Below are 20264 nucleotides of genomic sequence, written 5' to 3' on the forward strand. Positions count from 1 at the left end.
GGAGCCATTTTTTTTCGAGGACCATGTCGATCTGCTTGCATTCCGGTCGTTATCGGTCACCAATCGCAATCACGCGATTGCCTTGACGAAGGGAATGATCATGAAATTCATGGCTTTGATTTATAACGACCCCACCACCATGACACCTCCGGGCACGCCGGATTTCGGCAAGATGATGGAGGGTTACCGCATTGCCAATGAGACCTACCATCGCGACGGCGTCTATGTGAGCGGTGATGCGCTGCAGGGGGCTTCCACTGCCACCACCATTCGCGTCCGCAACGGCAAGACCGAAAGCATGGATGGCCCGTTTGCCGAAAGCAAGGAACAGCTCGCGGGCTTCTATATTCTCGACTGCAAGGACCTCGATGAGGCGATCCGCTATGCGTCGCTGATCCCGGGTGCGGCATCGGGCGCTGTCGAACTCCGGCCGGTGATGGTCTTTGACCGTTGAGTGACGCTATGCCGGCGGCGTCCTCTGTACAGGCGGCGATCGAATCCATCACGCGCCATGACTGGGGACGTCTGCTTTCAGGTTTGGTCGGCAGCCTCGGTGATTTTCAGCTTGCCGAGGACAGCCTCCAGGATGCCCTGGAATCAGCTTTGCGCCACTGGAGCCGGAACGGGCTTCCGGTGGCACCGCATGCCTGGCTGATGAAGACGGCCAAGCGCAAGGCGATCGACCGTCTCCGGCGCGCTGCAAACTTTCAGTCGAAGACGACGGCGATCGCCCATCTGATTGAAATCGAAAACAGTGCGCCGGACTGGGACGATCCCGATCCGATCGAGGATGAGCGCCTGAAGCTGATCTTCACCTGCTGTCATCCTGCGATCGACCGCAAGACGGCCATGGCGCTGACCTTGCGTTCGGTCTGCGGCCTGACGACGGATGAGATTGCCGATGCCTTTCTCGACAGTTCCGATGCGATGGCGCAGAGGCTGGTCCGGGCTCGCCACAAGATCGCCAAGGCCGGCATTACCTATGCGGTTCCCGGTCCGGAGGGCTGGGCCGATCGGCTGGAAAGCGTGCTCGGCGTCATCTATCTCCTTTTTAACGAAGGCTATGCTTCATCGGGAGAGAATTACATTCGCGGTGAACTCTGTAGCGAAGCGATCCGGTTGGGCAAGCTTTTGGCGGCGCTTTGTCCGGATGAAGCGGAAGTCGAGGGATTGCTGGCGCTGATGCTGCTGCACGAAGCGCGCCGCCCGGCCCGGCTGAGCGCCGATGGCGCCTTCCGCTCCCTTGAGGAACAGGACCGTTCGCTATGGCAACATGATAGGATTGCCGAAGCGATCCGGATGCTGGAACAGGCGCTGCGCCGGGGCCGCGCCGGGAGCTATCAGCTTCAGGCCGCCATCATTGCCATTCACGCTGAAGCGGCGGATTTCGCTTCGACCGACTGGCGTCAGATCGTGCTCATCTATGATCGGTTGCTCGAACTCTCGCCCAACCCCGTCTTCCGGCTCAACCGCATCGTGGCGCTCTCCTATGCCTTCGATCCCCGGTTCGTCCTCGAGGCGCTCAATGGGCTTGCAGAATCGCTTGCCGACTATCAGCCCTATCATGCGGTCAGGGCCGACCTCTTCGGCCGCGCCGGCCAACCGGAGGAAGCGCGCGCTGCCTACGATCGGGCGATCGCGCTCAGCGCATCGCCGGCCGAGCAGGCCTTTCTCAGCCGCAAACGTGACGCGCTCACCGCGCCTGGGTCATGAAGATCTTGACGGCAAAGAGCGAAAAGACACCGGCAAAGGTATAGTCGATGCCACGCAGGACCTTGCGGTTGGCCGCCAGCCAGACCGCGAGCTTTTCCGCTGTCAGCACGATGATCAGATTGACCGGCATGCCCACCAGGATGAACCAGCCGCCGAGGAACAGCAGCTTGCCGGTGACATGCGGGTCCGACGCGTTCACGAATTGCGGCAGGAAGGTCATGAAGAAGATGATGACCTTCGGGTTCATCAAGTTGATCATGAAGCCCGAGAGGAAGTTGGCGAGCCCCGACTTGGCAGGTCCATCGGCCTTCTTCACCGAAAGGCTCGATCCGTTGCGGATCGCCTGGATGGCGAGCCAGACGAGATAGCCGGCGCCACCGGTTTTCAGGATCATGAAGGCAGTCGGTGAGGCGATGATGAGAGCGGAAATGCCGAAGGCAACCAGCATCGTGTGAATGACGATCCCTGAGGAGGTGCCGAGCACCACCATGATGCCGCCAGCCTTGCCGTCGGAAAGCGCACGGCTGATCGAGATGGTCATGTCCGGTCCGGGCGTGATGGCGAGAATCCAGCACATGCCCGTGAAAGTGATCAGCGTGGCGAGGCTGGGCAGGAATTCGAACATGCTCTCAATCCTTGTCGACGAATGACTTGAAACGGTCGGCGTAATCCGCATGCCAGCGGCTGAGGGGCGGGCGGTTTTCGATAATGTCGTGGGCAGCCCAGAAAATCCGCTTCTCATCGAGCGCGCGGGGAACATCATTGTCCGGGCAGAGAATATAGAAATCACCGCGTGCCAGCGACGCCATCATGAAATCCACCGTCTGTTCCGGCGTCCAGGCGGCAGCCGGCTTCTCGCTGCGACCATTGGCGGTCAGCGATGTGAAGACGAAGCCCGGAATGAGCAGATGGGCCGAGACGGCGCAACCCGGTGCATTGCGCAGCTCATGTTCAAGCGCCTCAGTGAACACCTTCACGCCGGATTTGGCCGTGTTGTAGGCAGGATCGCCGGGCGGTGTGGTGATGCCCTGCTTGGAGCCGGTATTGACGATCACGGCACGTTCGCCATGCGCAAGCATTTTCGGCGCAAAGGTCCGCGACCCGTCGATGACGCCCCAGAGGTTGACGGCGAACACCCGCTCCCAGTTTTCGCGGGGGCCGAACAGCGCACTTCCCGGCTGGATGCCGGCATTGTTCATGACGAAATGGATCTTGCCGAAGCGGGCTTCCGCATCTTCAGCCAGCACTTCGATATCATCGAGCCGGCCGACATCGGTCGGAATGGCCGCCACAGCCTCATCGCCGCGCGGGCTGAGGGATGCGACCGATCGAGCCGCCTCATCCAGGCGTTCGCCGGCCAGATCGGCCAGCACGACATTCATACCGAGGCGTGCACATGTGCCTGCAGCGGCCAGCCCGATGCCCGAGGCGGCACCTGTGATGACAGCGGTGTTGCCTGTCTTGAATACCGGATGGATCTGGTCACTCGCCATGTCTGCCTCTCCCATACGACTATGAGCGGTCTTTTACGCTTCCGGACGGCGACAATCCAGTCGGCTGATTTCAATTTCGCCGTCAATCGCGGACCCGTTTGATCTTGCGCACTTGCAACTGTCGCCAATCGCGCTAAAAGACCGCTAACCCAACGGTTACAACGAACTGGAACATTCCATGGCGCTCCCCAAAGACGTTAAAAAGGTCGTGCTTGCCTATTCCGGCGGTCTCGACACCTCGATCATCCTGAAATGGCTGCAGACCGAACTCGGTGCCGAAGTCGTCACCTTCACCGCCGATCTCGGCCAGGGTGAAGAACTCGAGCCGGCCCGCAAGAAGGCCGAAATGCTGGGCATCAAGGAAATCTTCATCGAGGATGTCCGCGAGGAATTCGTTCGCGATTTCGTTTTCCCGATGTTCCGCGCCAATGCTGTCTATGAAGGCGTCTATCTGCTCGGCACCTCGATTGCGCGCCCGCTGATCTCCAAGCATCTGATCGATATCGCCAAGAAGACTGGTGCGGATGCGATTGCCCATGGCGCCACCGGCAAGGGCAACGACCAGGTTCGTTTCGAACTGTCGGCCTATGCACTCAATCCGGATATCAAGATCATCGCTCCCTGGCGCGACTGGTCGTTCAAGAGCCGTACGGACCTGCTCGATTTCGCCGAGAAGAACCAGATCCCGGTCGCAAAGGACAAGAAGGGCGAAGCTCCTTTCTCGGTCGATGCCAACCTGCTGCACTCCTCGTCCGAGGGCAAGGTTCTGGAAGATCCGAGCCAGGAAGCCCCGGAATATGTGCATATGCGCACCATTTCGCCGGAAGCTGCCCCCGACAAGGCTACGATCATCAAGATCGGTTTTGAAAAGGGCGATGCCGTCTCGATCAATGGCGAGCGCCTATCGCCCGCAACGCTTCTCGCCAAGCTCAATGATCTCGGTCGTGACAATGGCATCGGCCGTCTCGACCTGGTCGAGAACCGCTTCGTCGGCATGAAGAGCCGCGGCGTCTATGAAACGCCCGGTGGCACCATCCTGCTCGCCGCCCATCGTGCGATCGAGTCGATCACGCTCGACCGCGGTGCAGCCCACCTCAAGGATGAGCTGATGCCGCGTTATGCCGAACTGATCTATTACGGCTTCTGGTTCTCGCCGGAACGCGAAATGCTGCAGGCCGCGATCGACCTCAGCCAGAAGAATGTCGAAGGCGAAGTGACGCTGAAGCTCTACAAGGGCAATGTCATGGTCATTGGCCGTGAATCGGCGAAGTCGCTCTATTCCGACCAGCTGGTGACGTTCGAGGACGACCAGGGTGCCTACGACCAAAAGGATGCGGCCGGCTTCATCAAGCTCAACGCACTGCGTCTGCGCACGCTCGCCAAGCGCAATCTCAAGGGCTGAGCGCGGCCTGATCCAGACTGTCAAAGCGGCGGGCCCCAGGGTCCGCCGTTTTCATATGTGCATGTGGGATAATGCGTTTTTCGGTCTATGCGCCAGGATGATCGATCGGTGCGGTGTCGCCGCTCGCATGTCTGGTCGATGCCACGATCCTGAGATGCCAGGCGTAGCTCAGGACTGCAATCAGGCCCATGCCGGGGATCACATACTGAAAGGCAAGGCTTGGAACGCCGATGATAGCGGAGATCAACCCGGTCACCAGGCCCGACCCCATCTGGGCAAAGCCCATCGCCGCTGATGCCGAGCCGGCGATATGCGGAAAGGGCACGAGTGCCGCTGTCGTCAGATGCGGTAGCACGAAGGATATGCCGAAGGCGAAGACACCGACCGGGATCATGATCGACAGGTAGGAGAATGGCAGCAGCGCCACCGAAAGAAAGGTCATGACGGCTGCAAGCGCGATGAAGCCGAGCCCGGGAAGGACGAGGGCTTCGGCGGTATGACTTTTGAGGAGTTGCCGGAAGACCAGCGAACCGCCGAGATAGGAGCCGGTCTGTGCCAGCATTCCGAGGCCATATTCGGCAGGGCTCAGACCCACCGTGTGGATCAGGATGAAGGGCAGAATGGTCGCAAGCGCGTAAAGCGCTCCGACCGAACAGGCGATTGTCAGCGCGGCTGATGCGAAATGACCATTGGTGACGATATCGCGATAGGCCGATAGCAACGGTTTCAGATGCATGCGGTCCGGATCGGGTGTCGTCGTCTCCGGCATGAAGGCAAGCACGATGCCCAGTGCGGCTGCGCCGAACCCGATCATCATCAGGAAAATCGATTGCCAGCCGAAGGCCGCCAGCGACAGGCCGCCGATTGTCGGCGCAATGGCTGGCCCGATGGCCAGCATGATGCCGATCATGTTCATGATGCTGGCGCTTTGCGGGCCGGTATACTGATCGCGGACGATGGCGCGCGAAACGGTCAGGCCCACCGAGGAGCCAATCCCCTGGATCAGGCGACCCGCCATCAGAATCCAGACATTCGGGGCGAGGGCCGACAGGAGCGAGCCGGCGAGAAAGATCGACAGGAAAATCATCGACGCTCGACGTCGACCGAGCGCATCAGAAAGCGGTCCCGAGATCAGTTGCGCGAAGGCAAAGCCGCCGAAATAGAGCGACAGCGTGATCTTGATCAGTGGTTCTGTGGTGGCGAACACATGTGCGAGCTCCGGCATGGCCGGCGTGTAGAGCGCCATCGACACCGGGCCAAGCGCAACCAGCAGCGCGCCGATCATGCTGGTGCGGCGCTCGGACATGACCGGCTTTGTCATGCCTTGGCAGCCTGCGGTGCGGCAACGGTTGCTTCATTGCCCACCATGGCGGAAATCGAAGCGCGCATGGTTTTCATGATCGATAGCAGCATCACGCGTTCGTCTGCGGAAAGTCCGGCCTGGATTTCCTCGAGCACGGCGCCGGTTTGCTGGCGAATGAGCACGATCATGTCGTCGGCCTTGGCTGTCGTGAGGATCAGCTTGGCGCGGCGGTCACCCGGATCGGCGACCCGTTCAGCAAGCCCCACGCGCTCCAGGCGATCAACATAGGTACAGAAGGTCATGGGCTCGATGCCCATATGCTCTGCGATCACGTTCTGTCTCGAACCTTCGTGAGCGGCAATCTGCAGCAGGGCGCGCGCTTCTCCCGCAGTCAGGCCAAGCCCGGCTTCGGCAATCCGCCGTTCCATCGCCAGACGCATCATCCGGGCCATATCGGCAATCAAAAATCCGAGCGAGTCCGGATCGACCTTGAGAGACATGTGCTTCATCCTTTCAGTAAGTGCCGTATATAATAAGCCTGACTTATTAATCAACCGTGGCGATCGGAATTCCGGTCGAGCCCCTTTCATCCATGGACGCATACCCTATATTGCCAAATGAACTCTTTGCTTCGCTTTCGCCTGACAGGAACCGAAATGACATTGCCCGCCGACCTCAATTCCGCGATCTTCAACTGGAACGGGCCCCACGGTCTGCCGCGTTTCGATACCGTTGCCGACAGCGATTTTGCCCCGGCCTTCGACTGGGCTCTGGCGGAACACGAGCGCGAGATTGACGCGATCGCCAACAATCCCGAGGCGCCGACTTTCGCCAACACGATCATCGCGCTCGAAATTGCCGGCGATGATCTTTCGCGGGTCTCTGCCCTGTTCTGGAACCGCGCCGGCGCCCACACCAACGAGGATATCCAGAAACTCGAGCGTGAAATCTCGCCGAAAATGTCACGGCATTATTCGAAGATCGGCCAGAACGAAGTGCTCTTCCGGCGGATCGATACGCTGTGGGACGAGAAGGACAAGCTGGGCCTGACGCTTGAGGAAAAGCGTGTGCTTGAGCGCCACTGGAAAGGGTTTGTCCGCTCCGGCGCCAAGTTGCCGAAGGAGCAGCAGCAGCGGTTGGCCGGCATCAACGAGGCACTGGCCGGGCTCGGTGCCAATTTCGGACAGAATGTGCTTGCCGACGAAAAAGGCTGGGTTCTCTATCTCTCAGAACCCGAGGAACTGGCTGGCCTGCCGGATTTTCTGCTCGATGCGATGGCGGGCGCAGCAACCGCGCGCGGGGAGGATGGCAAATATGCCATTACGCTTTCGCGTTCGATCATTGAACCGTTCCTGACCTTTTCCGATCGTCGGGATCTGCGCGAAACCGCCTTTTCGGCCTGGATCGCCCGCGGTGAGAATGGCGGCGCGACCGACAATCGCGAAATCATTCGCGAGACGCTGTCGCTCAGAAATGAAAAGGCGCTGCTGCTCGGTTATGAAAACTACGCGGCCTACAAGCTCGACGATACGATGGCAAAGACGCCGGCCAATGTGAACGCGCTTCTGATGCAGGTCTGGGAAAAGGCCCGCCGGCAGGCGCTCGAGGAAGAGGGCGAACTGGCGCGCCTGATCGCTGCCGAAGGTAAGAACCATCCGGTCATGCCCTGGGACTGGCGCCATTATGCCGAGAAGCTGCGGGCCGTGCGGTTCAACTTCTCGGAAGGCGAGCTCAAGCCCTACCTGCAGCTTGAGAAAATCATCGAGGCCTGCTTCGCCGTCGCCGGCAAGCTGTTTGGCATTACCGCCACGCGCCGCACCGACGTGACCGGCTATCATCCCGATGTGCGCGTCTTTGAGATCCGCGATGGCGCCGGTGCGCTGGTTGCCCTGTTCCTGGGCGATTATTTCGCGCGGCCTTCCAAGCGTTCGGGTGCCTGGATGAGTTCGTTCCAGAGCCAGCACAAGCTGCCGCTCAAGAATGGTACGGTTGGTGAAATCCCGATCATCTACAATGTCTGCAATTTCGCCAAACCGGCGGATGGCAAGCCGGCGCTGCTATCGCTCGATGATGCGCGTACCTTGTTCCACGAATTCGGCCATGCGCTTCACGGCATGTTGTCGAACGTCACCTATCCGTCTGTTTCGGGTACCGGTGTCTCGCGCGACTTCGTCGAACTCCCGTCGCAGCTTTACGAACATTGGCTGACGGTTCCCGAAATTCTCAAGCAATATGCCGTCCATTACGAGACCGGCGCGCCGATGCCGCAGGATCTGCTCGACAAGGTGCTGGCGGCGCGCAGCTTCAATACCGGTTTTGCGACGGTCGAATTCACCTCGTCGGCGCTGGTCGACATGGCTTTCCATACACGAACGCCAGACGGCGATCCGCTGGTGCTCGAAAAGGAAGTTCTGGCCGAGATCGGTATGCCTGCGTCCATCGTCATGCGCCATCGTACCCCGCATTTCAGCCATGTCTTCGCGGGCGACGGCTATTCCGCAGGCTACTATTCCTACATGTGGTCGGAAGTGCTCGATGCCGATGCGTTCGAGGCCTTCGAGGAGACCGGCAATGCGTTCGATCCCTCCATGGCCGGAAAACTGAAGCAGTTCGTCTATTCTTCGGGCGGTTCGGTCGATCCGGAAGAGGCCTACAAGGCCTTCCGCGGCAAACTGCCGAGCCCGGATGCGATGCTGCGCAAGAAGGGGTTGGCTGCCTGACGGCATCATCATCAAACCGTCATTGGCACGCAATCAGCCTGACATGAATCCCTGAAAATTTCCGGCGGCGGCGAACCGATCGCCACCGGATAAACAGGAGAGATTCATGACCTATCGATTGCCAACCATCAGCCGCCGTGGCCTGCTGGCCGGCACTGCCGGCCTCGCTGCCAGCACTGTCTTGCCGATGCCCTTCTATGCCCGCGCGGCCAATCGTCCGGCCTTCACGCATGGCGTGCAATCCGGCGACGTCGATTCCACGTCCGGGATGATCTGGACGCGGGTTGATCGCCCTTCGCGCATCCAGGTCGAATATTCGACCGTCGAAAGCTTCAAGAATGCCGTCAAGCTGCCGCCGATGACCGCGCTTCCCGAAAGCGATCTCGCCGCCAAGATGCTGCTCGAGAACCTGCCGTCCGACCAGGAAATCTTCTACCGTTTCGTGGCCGCCGATCTTGCCGATATCAATGTCACGTCCGAGCCGGTCGTCGGTCGGTTTCGTACGGCGCCGACTTCCAAGCGCAATATCCGCTTCGCCTGGTCGGGTGACACGGCCGGTCAGGGCTGGGGCATCGATGAGGTCGGCATGAAGACCTATGCCACGATGGCCAAGCACCAGCCGGATTTCTTCATCCATTCGGGCGACACAATCTATGCCGATGGTCCGCTGGTCGAACAGGTCGATTTCAAGGACGGCAGCAAATGGGTCAACAAGGTCCTGGTGCCGGAAAAAATGAAGGTTGCCGAGACGCTTGCCGAATATCGCGGCCAGTGGAAATACAACATGATGGACGAGCATGTCCGCGCGCTCAATGCCGTCTGTCCGACCTTCTTCCAGTGGGATGACCATGAAGTGGTCAACAACTGGTCCGACTCCAAGGATCTCTCCAAGGATGACCGTTACACCGAAAAGTCGGTGCATATGCTATCGGCCCGTGCCGCCCGCGCCTTCCATGAAATGACGCCGATCCGCTATACGCCTGCCGAGCCGGGCCGCGTCTACCGCAAGATCGCCTATGGTCCTCTGGTGGATGTGTTCTTCGTCGACCTGCGTTCCTATCGTGGTCCGAACGATGACAACAAGCAGCCGGAACTGAGCGAAAAGAGCCGCATCTTCGGCCTCGAACAGGTCAACTGGCTGAAGCGCGAACTCGCCAACTCCCGCGCCACCTGGAAGATCATTGCCTGCGACATGCCGATCGGCCTGATCGTCTGGGACAACTACAAGGAAATGAAGGGCTCGGAAGCCGTTGCCAATGGCGACAACGGTCCGGCCAGCGGTCGCGAACTCGAAGTCACGGACCTTCTGCGCTACATCAAGAATGCCGGCATCACCAACACCGTCTGGCTGACCGCCGACGTGCACTACACTGCCGCGCATTATTACGATCCGTCCAAGGCGCAGTTCCAGGATTTCGCACCGTTCTGGGAGTTCGTTTCCGGTCCGCTGCATGCCGGCACCTTCGGCCCGAACGATCTCGATATGACCTTCGGCCCGGAAGTGAAGTTTGTGGCGGCTCCCTCCAAGGAGCAGGGTCAGAACCTGCCACCGTCGGCCGGTCTGCAGTTCTTCGGTCTTGTCGATATCGACGGTTCGACCGAGCAGCTGACGGTCCGTCTCATGAACCGTGACGATCAGGAACTCTGGAAGGTCACGCTCGACCCGACCCGCCAGGCCTGATTTTTCGACACCCAACCTTCGGTAAAGGCGCGCCCCGGCGCGCCTTTATATTGTCTCCTCTGACAGCCCTGTGAATAGGCGATCCCGGCTGCACGTTCCCGCAAGGAAATGCTACAGAAAACCAGCTCCGCTATGTCAGCAGGAGGGGAGACCGATCGCTTGACCGAAAAAACCGAAATCAGCTGGATCCGCATTGTGATCTTGACCCTGTTCGCGGCCCTTGCTGCGGGCGCCATCGTCATTGGCGGAATGTTCTATTTTATGGGCATCGATCAATGGATCGACGGCTCCTATTCCTTTTCGGGTTTGGCGATGATTGTCTGGACCGTTGGCCTGGTCGGCGCCGGCGCCATGATATCGGGCATGATTGTGATCGGCGTCGTCCTGCGCTTTCTCCGTTGGGAGCGCGCGCCCCTGCTGAGCCTGGTGCTGGCTATTATCTCGACCCTTTTCATCCTGGCAACATACGAGGTTTATACCAGCCTTGACGGTGCCTTGGCGCCGATCGAAATCTTCGTCGTGCAGGTGCTGGCCTTTATTTGTCTCTTCGTCATGCCGCTGCCGCCCTTCCTGCATTGGCTGAGAGCTGGCCGCCGCCCGGCGCTCAAAATCGCCGCAGAAACGAAGGCACCGGAGGCCGGATCTTGACCAAGCCTGAAACGAGGGTGCTGCTGTTTTCGTCCAAGTCGAAAGGCCGGTCGGAATGCTGCTGCATCTGATCTTCGACGTCCTGGCCTGGCTGACGTCGCTGGCGACGATCCTCATCCTCCGCCGTACCTGGTTTCCTGTCAGCCCGGTGTCCGAAAAGCTGCGGTTCGGATATCTCGGCGCAGTACTGTTTGGGGCCGCGACAGGAGCCTGGCTGTTCGGCACGCTCAATCTCTGGGTCTCGGGGATCCATGAATTCGGCCGCTCGATCGAGGGCGCCCTGGCGGGTGCCATCCTGTCGATCGAGCTCTACAAGCGCAGCTACGGCATCAGCGCCCGAACCGGCGCTATCTACGCGCTGCCGGTCGCGCTCGGTATTGCGGTCGGTCGCATCGGCTGCCTGCTCTCGGGGCTCGAGGACAATACCTACGGCATTCCGACCGGTGCCAATTGGGGCTGGGACTTTGGTGACGGAATAAATCGCCATCCTGTCGCGTTATATGAGAGTGTGGCGATGTTTGCCTTTGCCCTGATCTACGCCCACCGGATCAGACAGGGATCGGACTATTGGCGCCAGAACGGTTTCTATCTTCTTGTATGCTTCTACGGTTTTGAGCGCTTTCTGCTCGAATTCCTGAAGCCCTATGGGGCGCTGATGGCAGGTCTCGGCGTCTTCCAGTATCTATCGATCCTGTTATTGGCCTATGGCGTGGCCATGATTGCGAGCAACCCGTGGAAGCAAAGCCGGTCGGCCGAAAGCATTGGGCGCTGAGTGGTAGCGCAAGCCTGTCGCTTCTGAACATGGAACAGTTGATGCTTCGCGTGCCGAGAACAGATGTTGTCGGAGAACCGGTTTGGTGATCGGTTCAACATTCCGCCTTGCCAAAGCGGACGGCATTGGCTTTGCTGTGACATATAGGGTCCGTAAAGCGGTTCTTGTGGGAGGTTCCAATGTACGATAACAATGCCGGCAACCAGCAGCAGCCCAATCAGGCCATGGTTGCCTTGCGCATTCTTTTGGCTCTCATCTTCCTGTTGCCCGGTCTCTGTGGCGGTTTCTTCTACCTGGCTTCGCTCGCGGACTGGGTCAGTCGTGGTTTCAGCTATTCTGGACATGAAAACTATTCCGGCGCGTTCCTGATCGTCGCGGTTCCCTCGATCTGGCTTTCCATCCTCCTCCTCGGCATTCTTCTGCGATTTGCCGCATGGAAAGCGGCGCCACAGGCAAGCCTTGTCCTTTCCATCATCGCGGTTTCCGTTACCGCGGTCGCCGGCCTTGCGTTGCTCCCGGAACTGGGAATCGGCAATGTCGGCGATGTTCTGATGTTCCTGTTATTCAGCCTTGCGGGTCTCGGCCTCGCGGCCGTGCCACCTTTCCTGCATTGGCAGGCGAACCGCTCTTCGCACCAACCGCCTGAACTTTGATCCGGACGATAGAATCCATGACCGCGACTGCCCATTCCGTCCGCAAATCCAAGCCCTATCTCTTCTATGGCGAAACCCGTTCACTCTGTTCCAAATGTCTTGCCGTTGTGCCGGCCAAGATCCTGATCGAAGGTGACGACGTCTTTTATGAAAAGCGCTGTCGCACGCATGGCGTCCAGAAAGTGCGCATTTCGTCGGATGCCGCCTACTACAAGGCTGAACTCTCCTTTCTGAAGCCCGGTGACCGGCCGCTCGATGTCCAGACCCGGACCGATTACGGCTGCCCCTATGATTGCGGCCTCTGCCCCGACCATGAGCAGCATTCCTGTCTTGCGATCATCGAGGTCAATGAAGCCTGTAACCTTACCTGTCCGGTCTGCTTTGCCGGGTCGTCACAGGATCTGACGAGCCATCGCGATCTCGAAACGATCGGCCGGATGATGGACGCTCTGGTCAAGAGCGAGGGCGAACCGGATCTGTTGCAGCTTTCGGGCGGCGAGCCGACGATCCACCCAGAGATCCTGACGATCATCGATATGGCGAAGGCACGCCCGATCCGCCATCTGATGATCAATACCAACGGGCTCAGGATTGCGACCGACCCGGCCTTCGCCGATGCCCTGGCCGAGCGCCGCAAGGGGCTCGAGATCTATCTCCAGTTCGACAGTCTCGAGCCGGAAGCAATCCGCAACCTGCGCGGCGCCGATCTCTCCAAGGTCAGGCGTAAGGCACTCGAAGCGCTGGAGGCGCGAGGCATTTCCACGACACTGGTCGCCACCGTCAAGAAGGGCGTCAACGATCACGAGATGGCGGCCATCATCGATCATGCGCTCGGCTTTTCCTGCGTCCGCGGCGTCACCTTCCAGCCGATCCAGGATACAGGCCGCAACGAGGATTACGATCTGCGGACCAACCGTGCGTTGCTTTCGGACATTCGTCGACGCATTGTCGAAGATTCCGGTATTTTCGGAGAAGCGGACATGATTCCGCTCCCCTGCAATCCCACTGCGATATCGATCGGCTATGGTTTGCGCAACGGTCGGATCGTGGTGCCGGTCACGTCGATGATCCCGAAGGATGAACTCGTCGAAGCCGTGCCCAACGCCGTCAATTTCGAACGCTATCCATCGCTCAAGCAGAAGATCTTTGACCTTTTTTCGCTCTCGACCATCGAGCCCAATGTCGCCGGGCGGCTGGGCGATCTCTTGTGCTGTCTGCCGCAGGTGCCGGTGCCCGAAGGGCTTTCCTACGAGAACATCTTCCGGGTTGTGATCGTCAATTTCATGGATCGTCACGATTTCGACGTCGGTAACGTCAAGCGATCCTGCATTCATTTCGTCACACCCGCCGGTCAGATCATTCCGTTCGAGACCTATAATCTTCTCTATCGAAATGGGGCCGTGGAGGCGTTCCGCGCGAAAACTGCCCGCAACGAAACCAGCGAGGCGGTTGTTTGATCGACAACCGTAATGACAGCCATCAATTTTTCTAAATTGACTTGGCCTCGCGAACAGCCGATTGATCCTGCACCGCACAAGTTTCGTTCGCCGTCGTCGCGAATGCCAGCGCTTTCGCGCGCATCCATTTCTGGGAATTTATCCTATGAGCGAAATCCGTAAGGACGCATCGGGTCTTGATGCCCGCCAACTGCAATCGCGCAACAATCTCGTCATCGGTCTGTTGCTCATCTCCGCCTTTGTCGTCATTCTCAACGAGACGATCATCGGCGTTGCCATGCCGCATCTGATGAAGGATCTCGGCGTGACCGCTGGTCAGGCCCAATGGCTGACGACAGCCTTCATGCTCACGATGGCAGTTGTCATTCCCGTCACCGGGTTCCTTCTCCAGAGGCTGAACACGCGGCCGGTCTTCATCCTGGCGATGTCACTTTTCTCGATCGGCACACTGATTGGCGCCGTCGCGCCGGGTCTGACAGTGCTCATCCTCGGCCGTATTGTCCAGGCCAGCGGCACCGCAATCATGATGCCGCTTCTGATGACGACCGTGATGACGCTCGTGCCACCGGAAACGCGCGGTCGCACTATGGGCAACATCACCATCGTCATTTCCGTTGCACCGGCCATCGGTCCGACGATTTCCGGCTTCATCCTGTCAATGTTCGACTGGCGCTGGATGTTCTGGCTCGTGTTGCCGATCGCGCTGGCAGCCCTTGCTCTGGGCGCTTCGAAGATCCGCAATGTCGGGACTCCGCGTCCGGCCCCGCTCGATCTGATTTCCGTGCCCCTGGCTGCAGCGGGCTTCGGCATACTCGTCTATGGCCTGTCGACAATTGGCGAAGGTGCGGTCGCCGGGCATGAAAGCGCTTACCCCGTCTGGCTGCCGATCATTGTTGGAGTTGCGTTTGTCACCCTCTTCGTGCTCCGCCAGGTGGCATTGCAGAAACAGAACCGCGCGCTTCTCGATCTCAGGACCTTCCTGTCACCGGTGTTTACGGTCGCAACCATCATGATGGCGATCTCGATGATGGCCATGTTCGGCGTCATCATCCTTCTGCCGATCTATACCCAGAATGTGCTGCATTTCGATGCGCTGACCACGGGGCTTCTGCTTCTGCCCGGCGGACTTCTCATGGGCCTGATGGCCCGCTTCGTCGGTGCGGCAAGCGATCGTCATGGTCCGACCGGTCTGGTGATTGCTGGATCGATCCTGCTCACGCTTTCGGCACTGGCGCTCGCGAGCCTCGGAACAACGACGCAATGGTATCTCGTTCTGGCATCGCATCTCCTGTTCATGGGCGGTTTGGGCCTTTTGTTCACGCCGCTCTTTTCGGCAAGCCTCGGTTCGCTGCCGCCGCACCTCTATTCCCATGGCTCGGCGGTCATCGGCACCGTGCAGCAGGTGGGTGGGGCTGCAGGCACTGCGCTTTTCGTGTCGATCATGACGCTTTCCTCGTCGAAGTTTGCCGCCGACGGCGCAGAACCGGTAACAGCCTTGTCGGGTGGTATCTCGACGGCCATGCTCTACTGCACCGCGATATCCGTCATCGCCATCATTGCCGCCTTCTTCGTCCGGCGCCCCAATGGTCCGGCGTTGCATGGGGCAATTGGCCACTGATTGGCCGCAAAAGCGGGCCGGGATTCACCAAGAGCCTGACATTTTCGACTTTGTCGGGCCTCCCCCTTTCGCAATTGCAAAAAAGCAGGTATGAGGCGCGCAAAGAAATGAGCGCGCCTTTTTCCTTGCGCGCCAGAACTTCAGAGATCATCACATGGACATTCGCAATATCGCGATCATCGCACACGTTGACCATGGCAAGACCACGCTTGTCGACGAACTTCTCAAGCAGTCCGGCTCGTTCCGCGAAAACCAGCGCGTTGCCGAACGCGTCATGGATTCCAACGACCTCGAAAAGGAACGCGGCATTACCATTCTCGCCAAGGCAACGTCGGTGGAATGGAAGGGCGTCCGCATCAACATCGTCGACACGCCAGGCCACGCCGATTTCGGCGGCGAAGTCGAGCGCATCCTTTCGATGGTGGACGGCGCGATCGTTCTCGTCGACTCCTCGGAAGGCCCGATGCCGCAGACCAAGTTCGTTGTCGGCAAGGCGCTGAAGGTCGGCCTGAAGCCGATCGTCGCGATCAACAAGATCGACCGTCCGGATGCGCGCCACGAAGAAGTGGTCAATGAGGTCTTCGATCTCTTTGCCAATCTCGATGCCACCGACGAGCAGCTCGATTTCCCGATCCTCTACGGTTCGGGCCGCGCGGGCTGGATGAACGTCAATCCTGATGGCCCGACCGACGAAGGCTTGGCGCCGCTGCTCGACCTCGTGCTCAAGCACGTGCCGGCACCGAGCGTCGGCGACGAAGATGGCGCCTTCCGCATGATCGGCACCATCCTCGAAGCCAACCCCTTCCTCGGCCGCATCATTACCGGTCGCATTCATTCGGGCTCGATCAAGCCGAACCAGCCCGTCAAGGTGCTCGGCCAGGATGGCAAGCTGATCGAAAACGGTCGTATCTCCAAGATCCTCGCCTTCCGCGGCATCGAGCGCACGCCGATCGAGGAAGCGCATGCGGGCGATATCGTCGCCATTGCCGGCCTCTCCAAGGGCACCGTCGCCGACACGTTCTGCGACCCCTCGGTCACCGAGGCGCTGCATGCCCAGCCGATCGACCCGCCGACCGTGACCATGTCCTTCCTGGTCAACGACAGCCCGCTCGCCGGCACCGAAGGCGACAAGGTCACCAGCCGTGTCATCCGCGACCGTCTGTTCAAGGAAGCCGAAGGCAATGTCGCGCTGAAGATCGAAGAAGCCGAGGGCAAGGATTCCTTCTACGTTTCCGGCCGCGGCGAACTTCAGCTTGCCGTGCTGATCGAGACCATGCGCCGTGAAGGCTTCGAACTGGCCGTGTCGCGTCCGCGTGTGGTCATGCACAAGGATGAAGCCACCGGCGCCATGATGGAGCCGATCGAAGAAGTCGTCATCGACGTCGATGAAGAACATTCGGGCGTCGTCGTGCAGAAGATGAGCGAGCGCAAGGCCGAAATGGTCGAGCTGCGCCCCTCCGGCGGCGGTCGCGTTCGCCTGCGCTTCTTTGCCCCGACCCGCGGCCTGATCGGCTACCAGTCGGAGCTGCTGACCGATACCCGCGGCACGGCGATCATGAACCGCCTGTTCCACGACTATCAGCCTTTCAAGGGTCAGATCGGCGGCCGGGTTAACGGCGTTCTGCTGGCCAATGCGCCGGGCGAAGCCGTGGCCTATGCCCTGTTCAACCTCGAAGACCGCGGCCCGATGATCATCGATCCGGGCGAGAAGGTCTATATGGGCATGATCATCGGCATCCATAGCCGCGACAACGACCTCGAGGTCAACGTTCTCAAGGGCAAGCAGTTGACCAACATCCGCTCGGTCAACAAGGACGAAGCCGTCAAGTTGACGCCGCCGATCCGCATGACGCTCGACCGCGCGCTCAGCTGGATTCAGGACGACGAACTGGTGGAAGTGACGCCGAAATCGATTCGTCTGCGCAAGATGTATCTCGATGCCAACGACCGCAAGCGTATGGAAAAGGCCAAGGCTGCCGTTGCCGGCTGACCGGTTCTGTACCGATTTGGGAATATCAAAGCCGGCGCTGCAAAGCGCCGGCTTTTTTTATGGATGACACTGAGACTGCCCTTGCAATGAGTCATTAACAATCGTTAACCTCCCTGAGAAATCGGTCAGCGTAGTTGTCGCTTCGGCTTAGTTCTGCCGGAATGTAACTGTGGGTAAACCTGCAGCGTAACCGAATTTCGTCTGGAAGTTTAAAGTGGCTCAGGTGTAATGCGCGTCATGAAGACGATGTCGATAGAGGTGCGGAGGGCTGAGCCCGAAGATTGCAACGCTGTTGCCGATGTGCACCGCAAGACCTGGATCCATGCCTACGGCGGCCTCATTCCACACAAGCCGCTTCTGACCATGCTGGAGCGTCGTCGCGAAGACTGGTGGCGAAGGGCGGCCAATGGCACCTCGACGCTGCTGGTTCTCGATACCGGTACCAAGATTGCCGGTTATGCCACGATCGGGCTCAACCGCACGGAAGCCCTGAAGGTCGATGGCGAGATCTATGAGCTCTATCTGCTGCCGGAATATCAGGGTATCGGCCTAGGCAGCTACATGTTCCGTCAGTGCCGGGCAATGCTGAGCGGTCTCGGCTTTCAGGGGCTTGCCGCCTGGTGCCTGGAGGATAGCGAAAATGCCTCCACGTTCTTCCGTGCTACCGGCGGGCTCGATGTCGCCGAAGGCATGGAAGATTTCGGCGGCACCGCGCTGAAGAAGATCGGCTTTATCTGGCAGCGCTAAAAGCCTGGCCGGCTGCGATTTCCAGTTTCAATCCTGCGTCGGAAACACATAGGCCGGCTCGCCGGCTTTCGGGCCCTTCACGCCATGATAATCCGGCTTGTCGCGACCGCAGCGAAAGCCCGCTGCCATCTCGTCTGCGATGCCGCGGGCGAGAATATTGGCATCGGGATTGGCGAGCGCATCGACATAGCCCACCACACAACCGGTCTTGTCCTCCGGCTGGCCGACGCGTGAGATCACCAGAACCTGACCTTCGCTTGCCTTGGTCGGCATGCCGCTGTTTTCATCGACATTCTCGATGAAGAAACGAAGGATGGCAGCATAGGGCTTTCCGTTGGCGCCGATGCGCCACTCGACCTTTTTGCCGACATGATTGAAAGGACCGAAGGTTTCATTAGCCTCATCGAGGATCTTCTGGCTCAGATGGCCGAAATAGACGCTCTGGCGCAGGTCTCCCTCGTCGAAATAGACCGGATAGTTCCTGTAGCCGCCGCATTTGAGCGAAATCCAGTCGCCACCCGGTTCGTCCGGTGAGCCCTGGGCCAGCGTCTCGCATTTGTCGAGATCGAGATCGGTATAGGTGCTTTCCGCTGCCTGTGTGGAAGCGAAGGAAGCCAGAAGCAGTATCAAGGCGGGAACGGCGGGTCGCAATCGCATCATGGTCAGGTCCTCCTCATGCGGAAACGTTCGGCTCTTCGGTCTTATTCCTTACATTGCGCGGCAGCTTCGACCAAGGGCGCAGGGCTAGTTCGAAAACATCGGTTGTCAGCGCGGGTGAATTCGATTATTGCGGTGCAAAATCATGCACCCGGAGGCACAGCATGCGTATCGACGCCATTTCCGTCGGCAAGAACCCCCCTGAAGATGTCAACGTCATCGTGGAAGTTCCCGTTGGCGGCCATCCCATCAAGTACGAAATGGACAAGGAAGCCGGCGCCCTGATCGTCGACCGTTTCCTTTACACCCCGATGACCTATCCGGGGAACTACGGTTTCGTGCCGCACACCCTGTCTGAAGATGGTGATCCGATTGACGTTCTGATCGCCAACACCCGTCCGCTGGTGCCGGGCTGCGTCATCAATGTCCGTCCGATCGGCGTGATGATAATGGAAGACGATGGCGGCAAGGATGAGAAGATCATCGCCGTGCCGGTTCCGAAGCTGACCCGTCGCTACGACAAGATCGAGAACTATTCGGATCTGCCGGAGATCACGCTCAAGCAGATCGAGCATTTCTTCGAGCACTACAAGGATCTTGAGCCCGGCAAGTGGGTCAAGATCGGTGGCTGGCAGAATGTCGACGTTGCCAAGAAGCTGATCGTCGAGGCTGTCGAGCGCTACAAGGCGCAGAAGTAAGCGCTTCAGCCATCCCCGACGAGGGATCGCAAACGCTCAAATACATCCTCCGGGTCGGCATCGATCCGGAGGATTTTCTTTCTCGACGTTTCGCCGGAAACGATCGAGATTGCCGATTTCGGCAGTTTGAGCTTTTTCGAAAGCAGGGCGACGAGTGCCTTGTTCGCCTTGCCATCCTCCGGCACGGCGGTGACGCGCGCCTTCAGATAGCGCTCGCCATTCTCGTCAAGTTCGAATCCATCCAGGCTGTCGCGGCCACCGTTCGGGGTCAGCCGCAATGCTAGCCGAAAGGATGCGGTCTCAGCCATAATTCATGGCGACCTGGGCGATCACCTGCTGCAGGAAGAACAGAATGACCAGAACGACAAGCGGCGACAGGTCAAGGCCATTGAGGTTGGGCATGAAACGACGGATCGGCCGGTAGAGCGGTTCGGTAACCGCGTAAAGCGCGCTGCCAATCTGGTTGACGAACTGGTTGCGCGTGTTGATCACGTTGAACGCATAGAGCCAGGAAAAGATGGCCGAGGCGATGATGATGAACCAGACGATATTGATGATGAAGTTCAGCGTGGACAGAATGACGATCAGCATGGGTTTCCTCGAGAACCAGTTGCCGCGGATCGGCGCACCGGCAGGGATTTGACATTGACAGAGATGTAATCATTGGCTCTTTATGGGGCAAGAGCGCCGATGATGAGACCTGTTTCATACT

20 protein-coding genes are annotated in these 20264 nt (G+C 59.3%); 13 read left to right on the plus strand and 7 right to left on the minus strand.

The window, feature by feature from the left end:
* Window positions 1-100 precede the first annotated feature (100 nt).
* On the plus strand, window positions 101-454 hold the full coding sequence (locus Q4481_RS12925; RefSeq protein ID WP_304376789.1) for a YciI family protein: 354 nt from the start codon (window positions 101-103) through the stop codon (window positions 452-454).
* 8 nt (window positions 455-462) lie between these two features.
* The gene (locus tag Q4481_RS12930; RefSeq protein ID WP_304376790.1) at window positions 463-1713 is read left to right on the plus strand and encodes an RNA polymerase sigma factor; all 1251 of its coding nucleotides are present in this window, start codon (window positions 463-465) and stop codon (window positions 1711-1713) included.
* On the opposite strand, the gene Q4481_RS12935 is transcribed toward Q4481_RS12930, so the two are convergent.
* Together Q4481_RS12935 and Q4481_RS12940 are read right to left on the minus strand one after the other, a co-directional pair.
* Window positions 1694-2338, minus strand: coding sequence for a LysE family translocator (locus tag Q4481_RS12935; protein ID WP_304376791.1), 645 nt, complete (start codon window positions 2336-2338; stop codon window positions 1694-1696). The genes Q4481_RS12930 and Q4481_RS12935 overlap by 20 nt on opposite strands.
* Window positions 2339-2342: 4 nt before the next feature.
* Window positions 2343-3206 carry an SDR family NAD(P)-dependent oxidoreductase gene (locus Q4481_RS12940; protein WP_304376792.1) on the minus strand — a complete coding sequence of 288 codons (864 nt, stop codon included), beginning with the start codon at window positions 3204-3206 and terminating at the stop codon, window positions 2343-2345.
* Between the two features lie 178 nt (window positions 3207-3384).
* Between Q4481_RS12940 and Q4481_RS12945 the strand changes: the two genes are divergently transcribed.
* On the plus strand, window positions 3385-4608 hold the full coding sequence (locus Q4481_RS12945; RefSeq protein ID WP_304376793.1) for an argininosuccinate synthase: 1224 nt from the start codon (window positions 3385-3387) through the stop codon (window positions 4606-4608).
* Window positions 4609-4693: 85 nt separating this feature from the next.
* Here Q4481_RS12945 and Q4481_RS12950 read toward each other — a convergent pair whose 3' ends face one another.
* Both Q4481_RS12950 and Q4481_RS12955 read right to left on the minus strand, forming a co-directional pair.
* Window positions 4694-5929, minus strand: a complete 1236-nt coding sequence (locus Q4481_RS12950; protein ID WP_304376794.1) for a multidrug effflux MFS transporter — start codon at window positions 5927-5929, stop codon at window positions 4694-4696.
* Complete coding sequence (locus Q4481_RS12955) at window positions 5926-6411, minus strand: MarR family winged helix-turn-helix transcriptional regulator (RefSeq protein ID WP_304376795.1); 486 nt, start codon at window positions 6409-6411, stop codon at window positions 5926-5928. Before Q4481_RS12955 ends, Q4481_RS12950 begins: the two co-directional genes overlap by 4 nt.
* 156 nt (window positions 6412-6567) lie before the next feature.
* Here Q4481_RS12955 and Q4481_RS12960 point away from each other — a divergent pair, with 156 nt between their 5' ends.
* The 9 genes from Q4481_RS12960 (at window position 6568) to Q4481_RS13000 (ending at window position 18197) form a co-directional block, all read left to right on the plus strand.
* Window positions 6568-8631 (plus strand): M3 family metallopeptidase, encoded by a 2064-nt coding sequence (locus Q4481_RS12960; RefSeq protein ID WP_304376796.1) that lies wholly within the window; start codon window positions 6568-6570, stop codon window positions 8629-8631.
* 106 nt (window positions 8632-8737) lie between these two features.
* The gene (locus tag Q4481_RS12965; RefSeq protein ID WP_304376797.1) at window positions 8738-10312 is read left to right on the plus strand and encodes an alkaline phosphatase D family protein; all 1575 of its coding nucleotides are present in this window, start codon (window positions 8738-8740) and stop codon (window positions 10310-10312) included.
* A gap of 159 nt (window positions 10313-10471) precedes the next feature.
* Window positions 10472-10960 (plus strand): hypothetical protein, encoded by a 489-nt coding sequence (locus Q4481_RS12970; RefSeq protein ID WP_304376798.1) that lies wholly within the window; start codon window positions 10472-10474, stop codon window positions 10958-10960.
* A gap of 55 nt (window positions 10961-11015) precedes the next feature.
* Complete coding sequence (locus tag Q4481_RS12975; protein ID WP_304376799.1) at window positions 11016-11732, plus strand: prolipoprotein diacylglyceryl transferase family protein; 717 nt, start codon at window positions 11016-11018, stop codon at window positions 11730-11732.
* A 179-nt stretch (window positions 11733-11911) separates the two neighbouring features.
* On the plus strand, window positions 11912-12385 hold the full coding sequence (locus Q4481_RS12980) for a hypothetical protein (protein WP_304376800.1): 474 nt from the start codon (window positions 11912-11914) through the stop codon (window positions 12383-12385).
* A gap of 17 nt (window positions 12386-12402) precedes the next feature.
* Window positions 12403-13842, plus strand: coding sequence for a radical SAM protein (locus Q4481_RS12985; RefSeq protein WP_304376801.1), 1440 nt, complete (start codon window positions 12403-12405; stop codon window positions 13840-13842).
* Between the two features lie 145 nt (window positions 13843-13987).
* Window positions 13988-15460, plus strand: coding sequence for a DHA2 family efflux MFS transporter permease subunit (locus Q4481_RS12990; RefSeq protein WP_304376802.1), 1473 nt, complete (start codon window positions 13988-13990; stop codon window positions 15458-15460).
* Between the two features lie 154 nt (window positions 15461-15614).
* Window positions 15615-17450, plus strand: a complete 1836-nt coding sequence (typA, locus tag Q4481_RS12995) for a translational GTPase TypA (protein ID WP_304376803.1) — start codon at window positions 15615-15617, stop codon at window positions 17448-17450.
* A 237-nt stretch (window positions 17451-17687) separates the two neighbouring features.
* Window positions 17688-18197 carry a GNAT family N-acetyltransferase gene (locus Q4481_RS13000; protein WP_304376804.1) on the plus strand — a complete coding sequence of 170 codons (510 nt, stop codon included), beginning with the start codon at window positions 17688-17690 and terminating at the stop codon, window positions 18195-18197.
* A 27-nt stretch (window positions 18198-18224) separates the two neighbouring features.
* On the opposite strand, the gene Q4481_RS13005 is transcribed toward Q4481_RS13000, so the two are convergent.
* Window positions 18225-18857 (minus strand): hypothetical protein, encoded by a 633-nt coding sequence (locus Q4481_RS13005; protein ID WP_304376805.1) that lies wholly within the window; start codon window positions 18855-18857, stop codon window positions 18225-18227.
* Between the two features lie 161 nt (window positions 18858-19018).
* Here Q4481_RS13005 and ppa point away from each other — a divergent pair, with 161 nt between their 5' ends.
* A complete protein-coding gene (gene ppa, locus Q4481_RS13010) occupies window positions 19019-19552 on the plus strand; it encodes an inorganic diphosphatase (protein WP_304376806.1) in 534 nt (177 codons plus the stop codon).
* A gap of 5 nt (window positions 19553-19557) precedes the next feature.
* Here the strand turns inward: ppa and Q4481_RS13015 are convergent, their stop codons facing one another.
* Window positions 19558-19860, minus strand: coding sequence for a DUF167 family protein (locus Q4481_RS13015; protein WP_304376807.1), 303 nt, complete (start codon window positions 19858-19860; stop codon window positions 19558-19560).
* Window positions 19853-20143 carry a YggT family protein gene (locus tag Q4481_RS13020; protein ID WP_377353769.1) on the minus strand — a complete coding sequence of 97 codons (291 nt, stop codon included), beginning with the start codon at window positions 20141-20143 and terminating at the stop codon, window positions 19853-19855. The genes Q4481_RS13015 and Q4481_RS13020 overlap by 8 nt, the downstream gene beginning before the upstream one ends.
* Window positions 20144-20264: the final 121 nt, after the last annotated feature.

This window comes from Fluviirhizobium alvei (genome assembly GCF_030551875.1).
Classification (GTDB): Bacteria; Pseudomonadota; Alphaproteobacteria; order Rhizobiales; family Rhizobiaceae; genus Rhizobium_E; species Rhizobium_E alvei.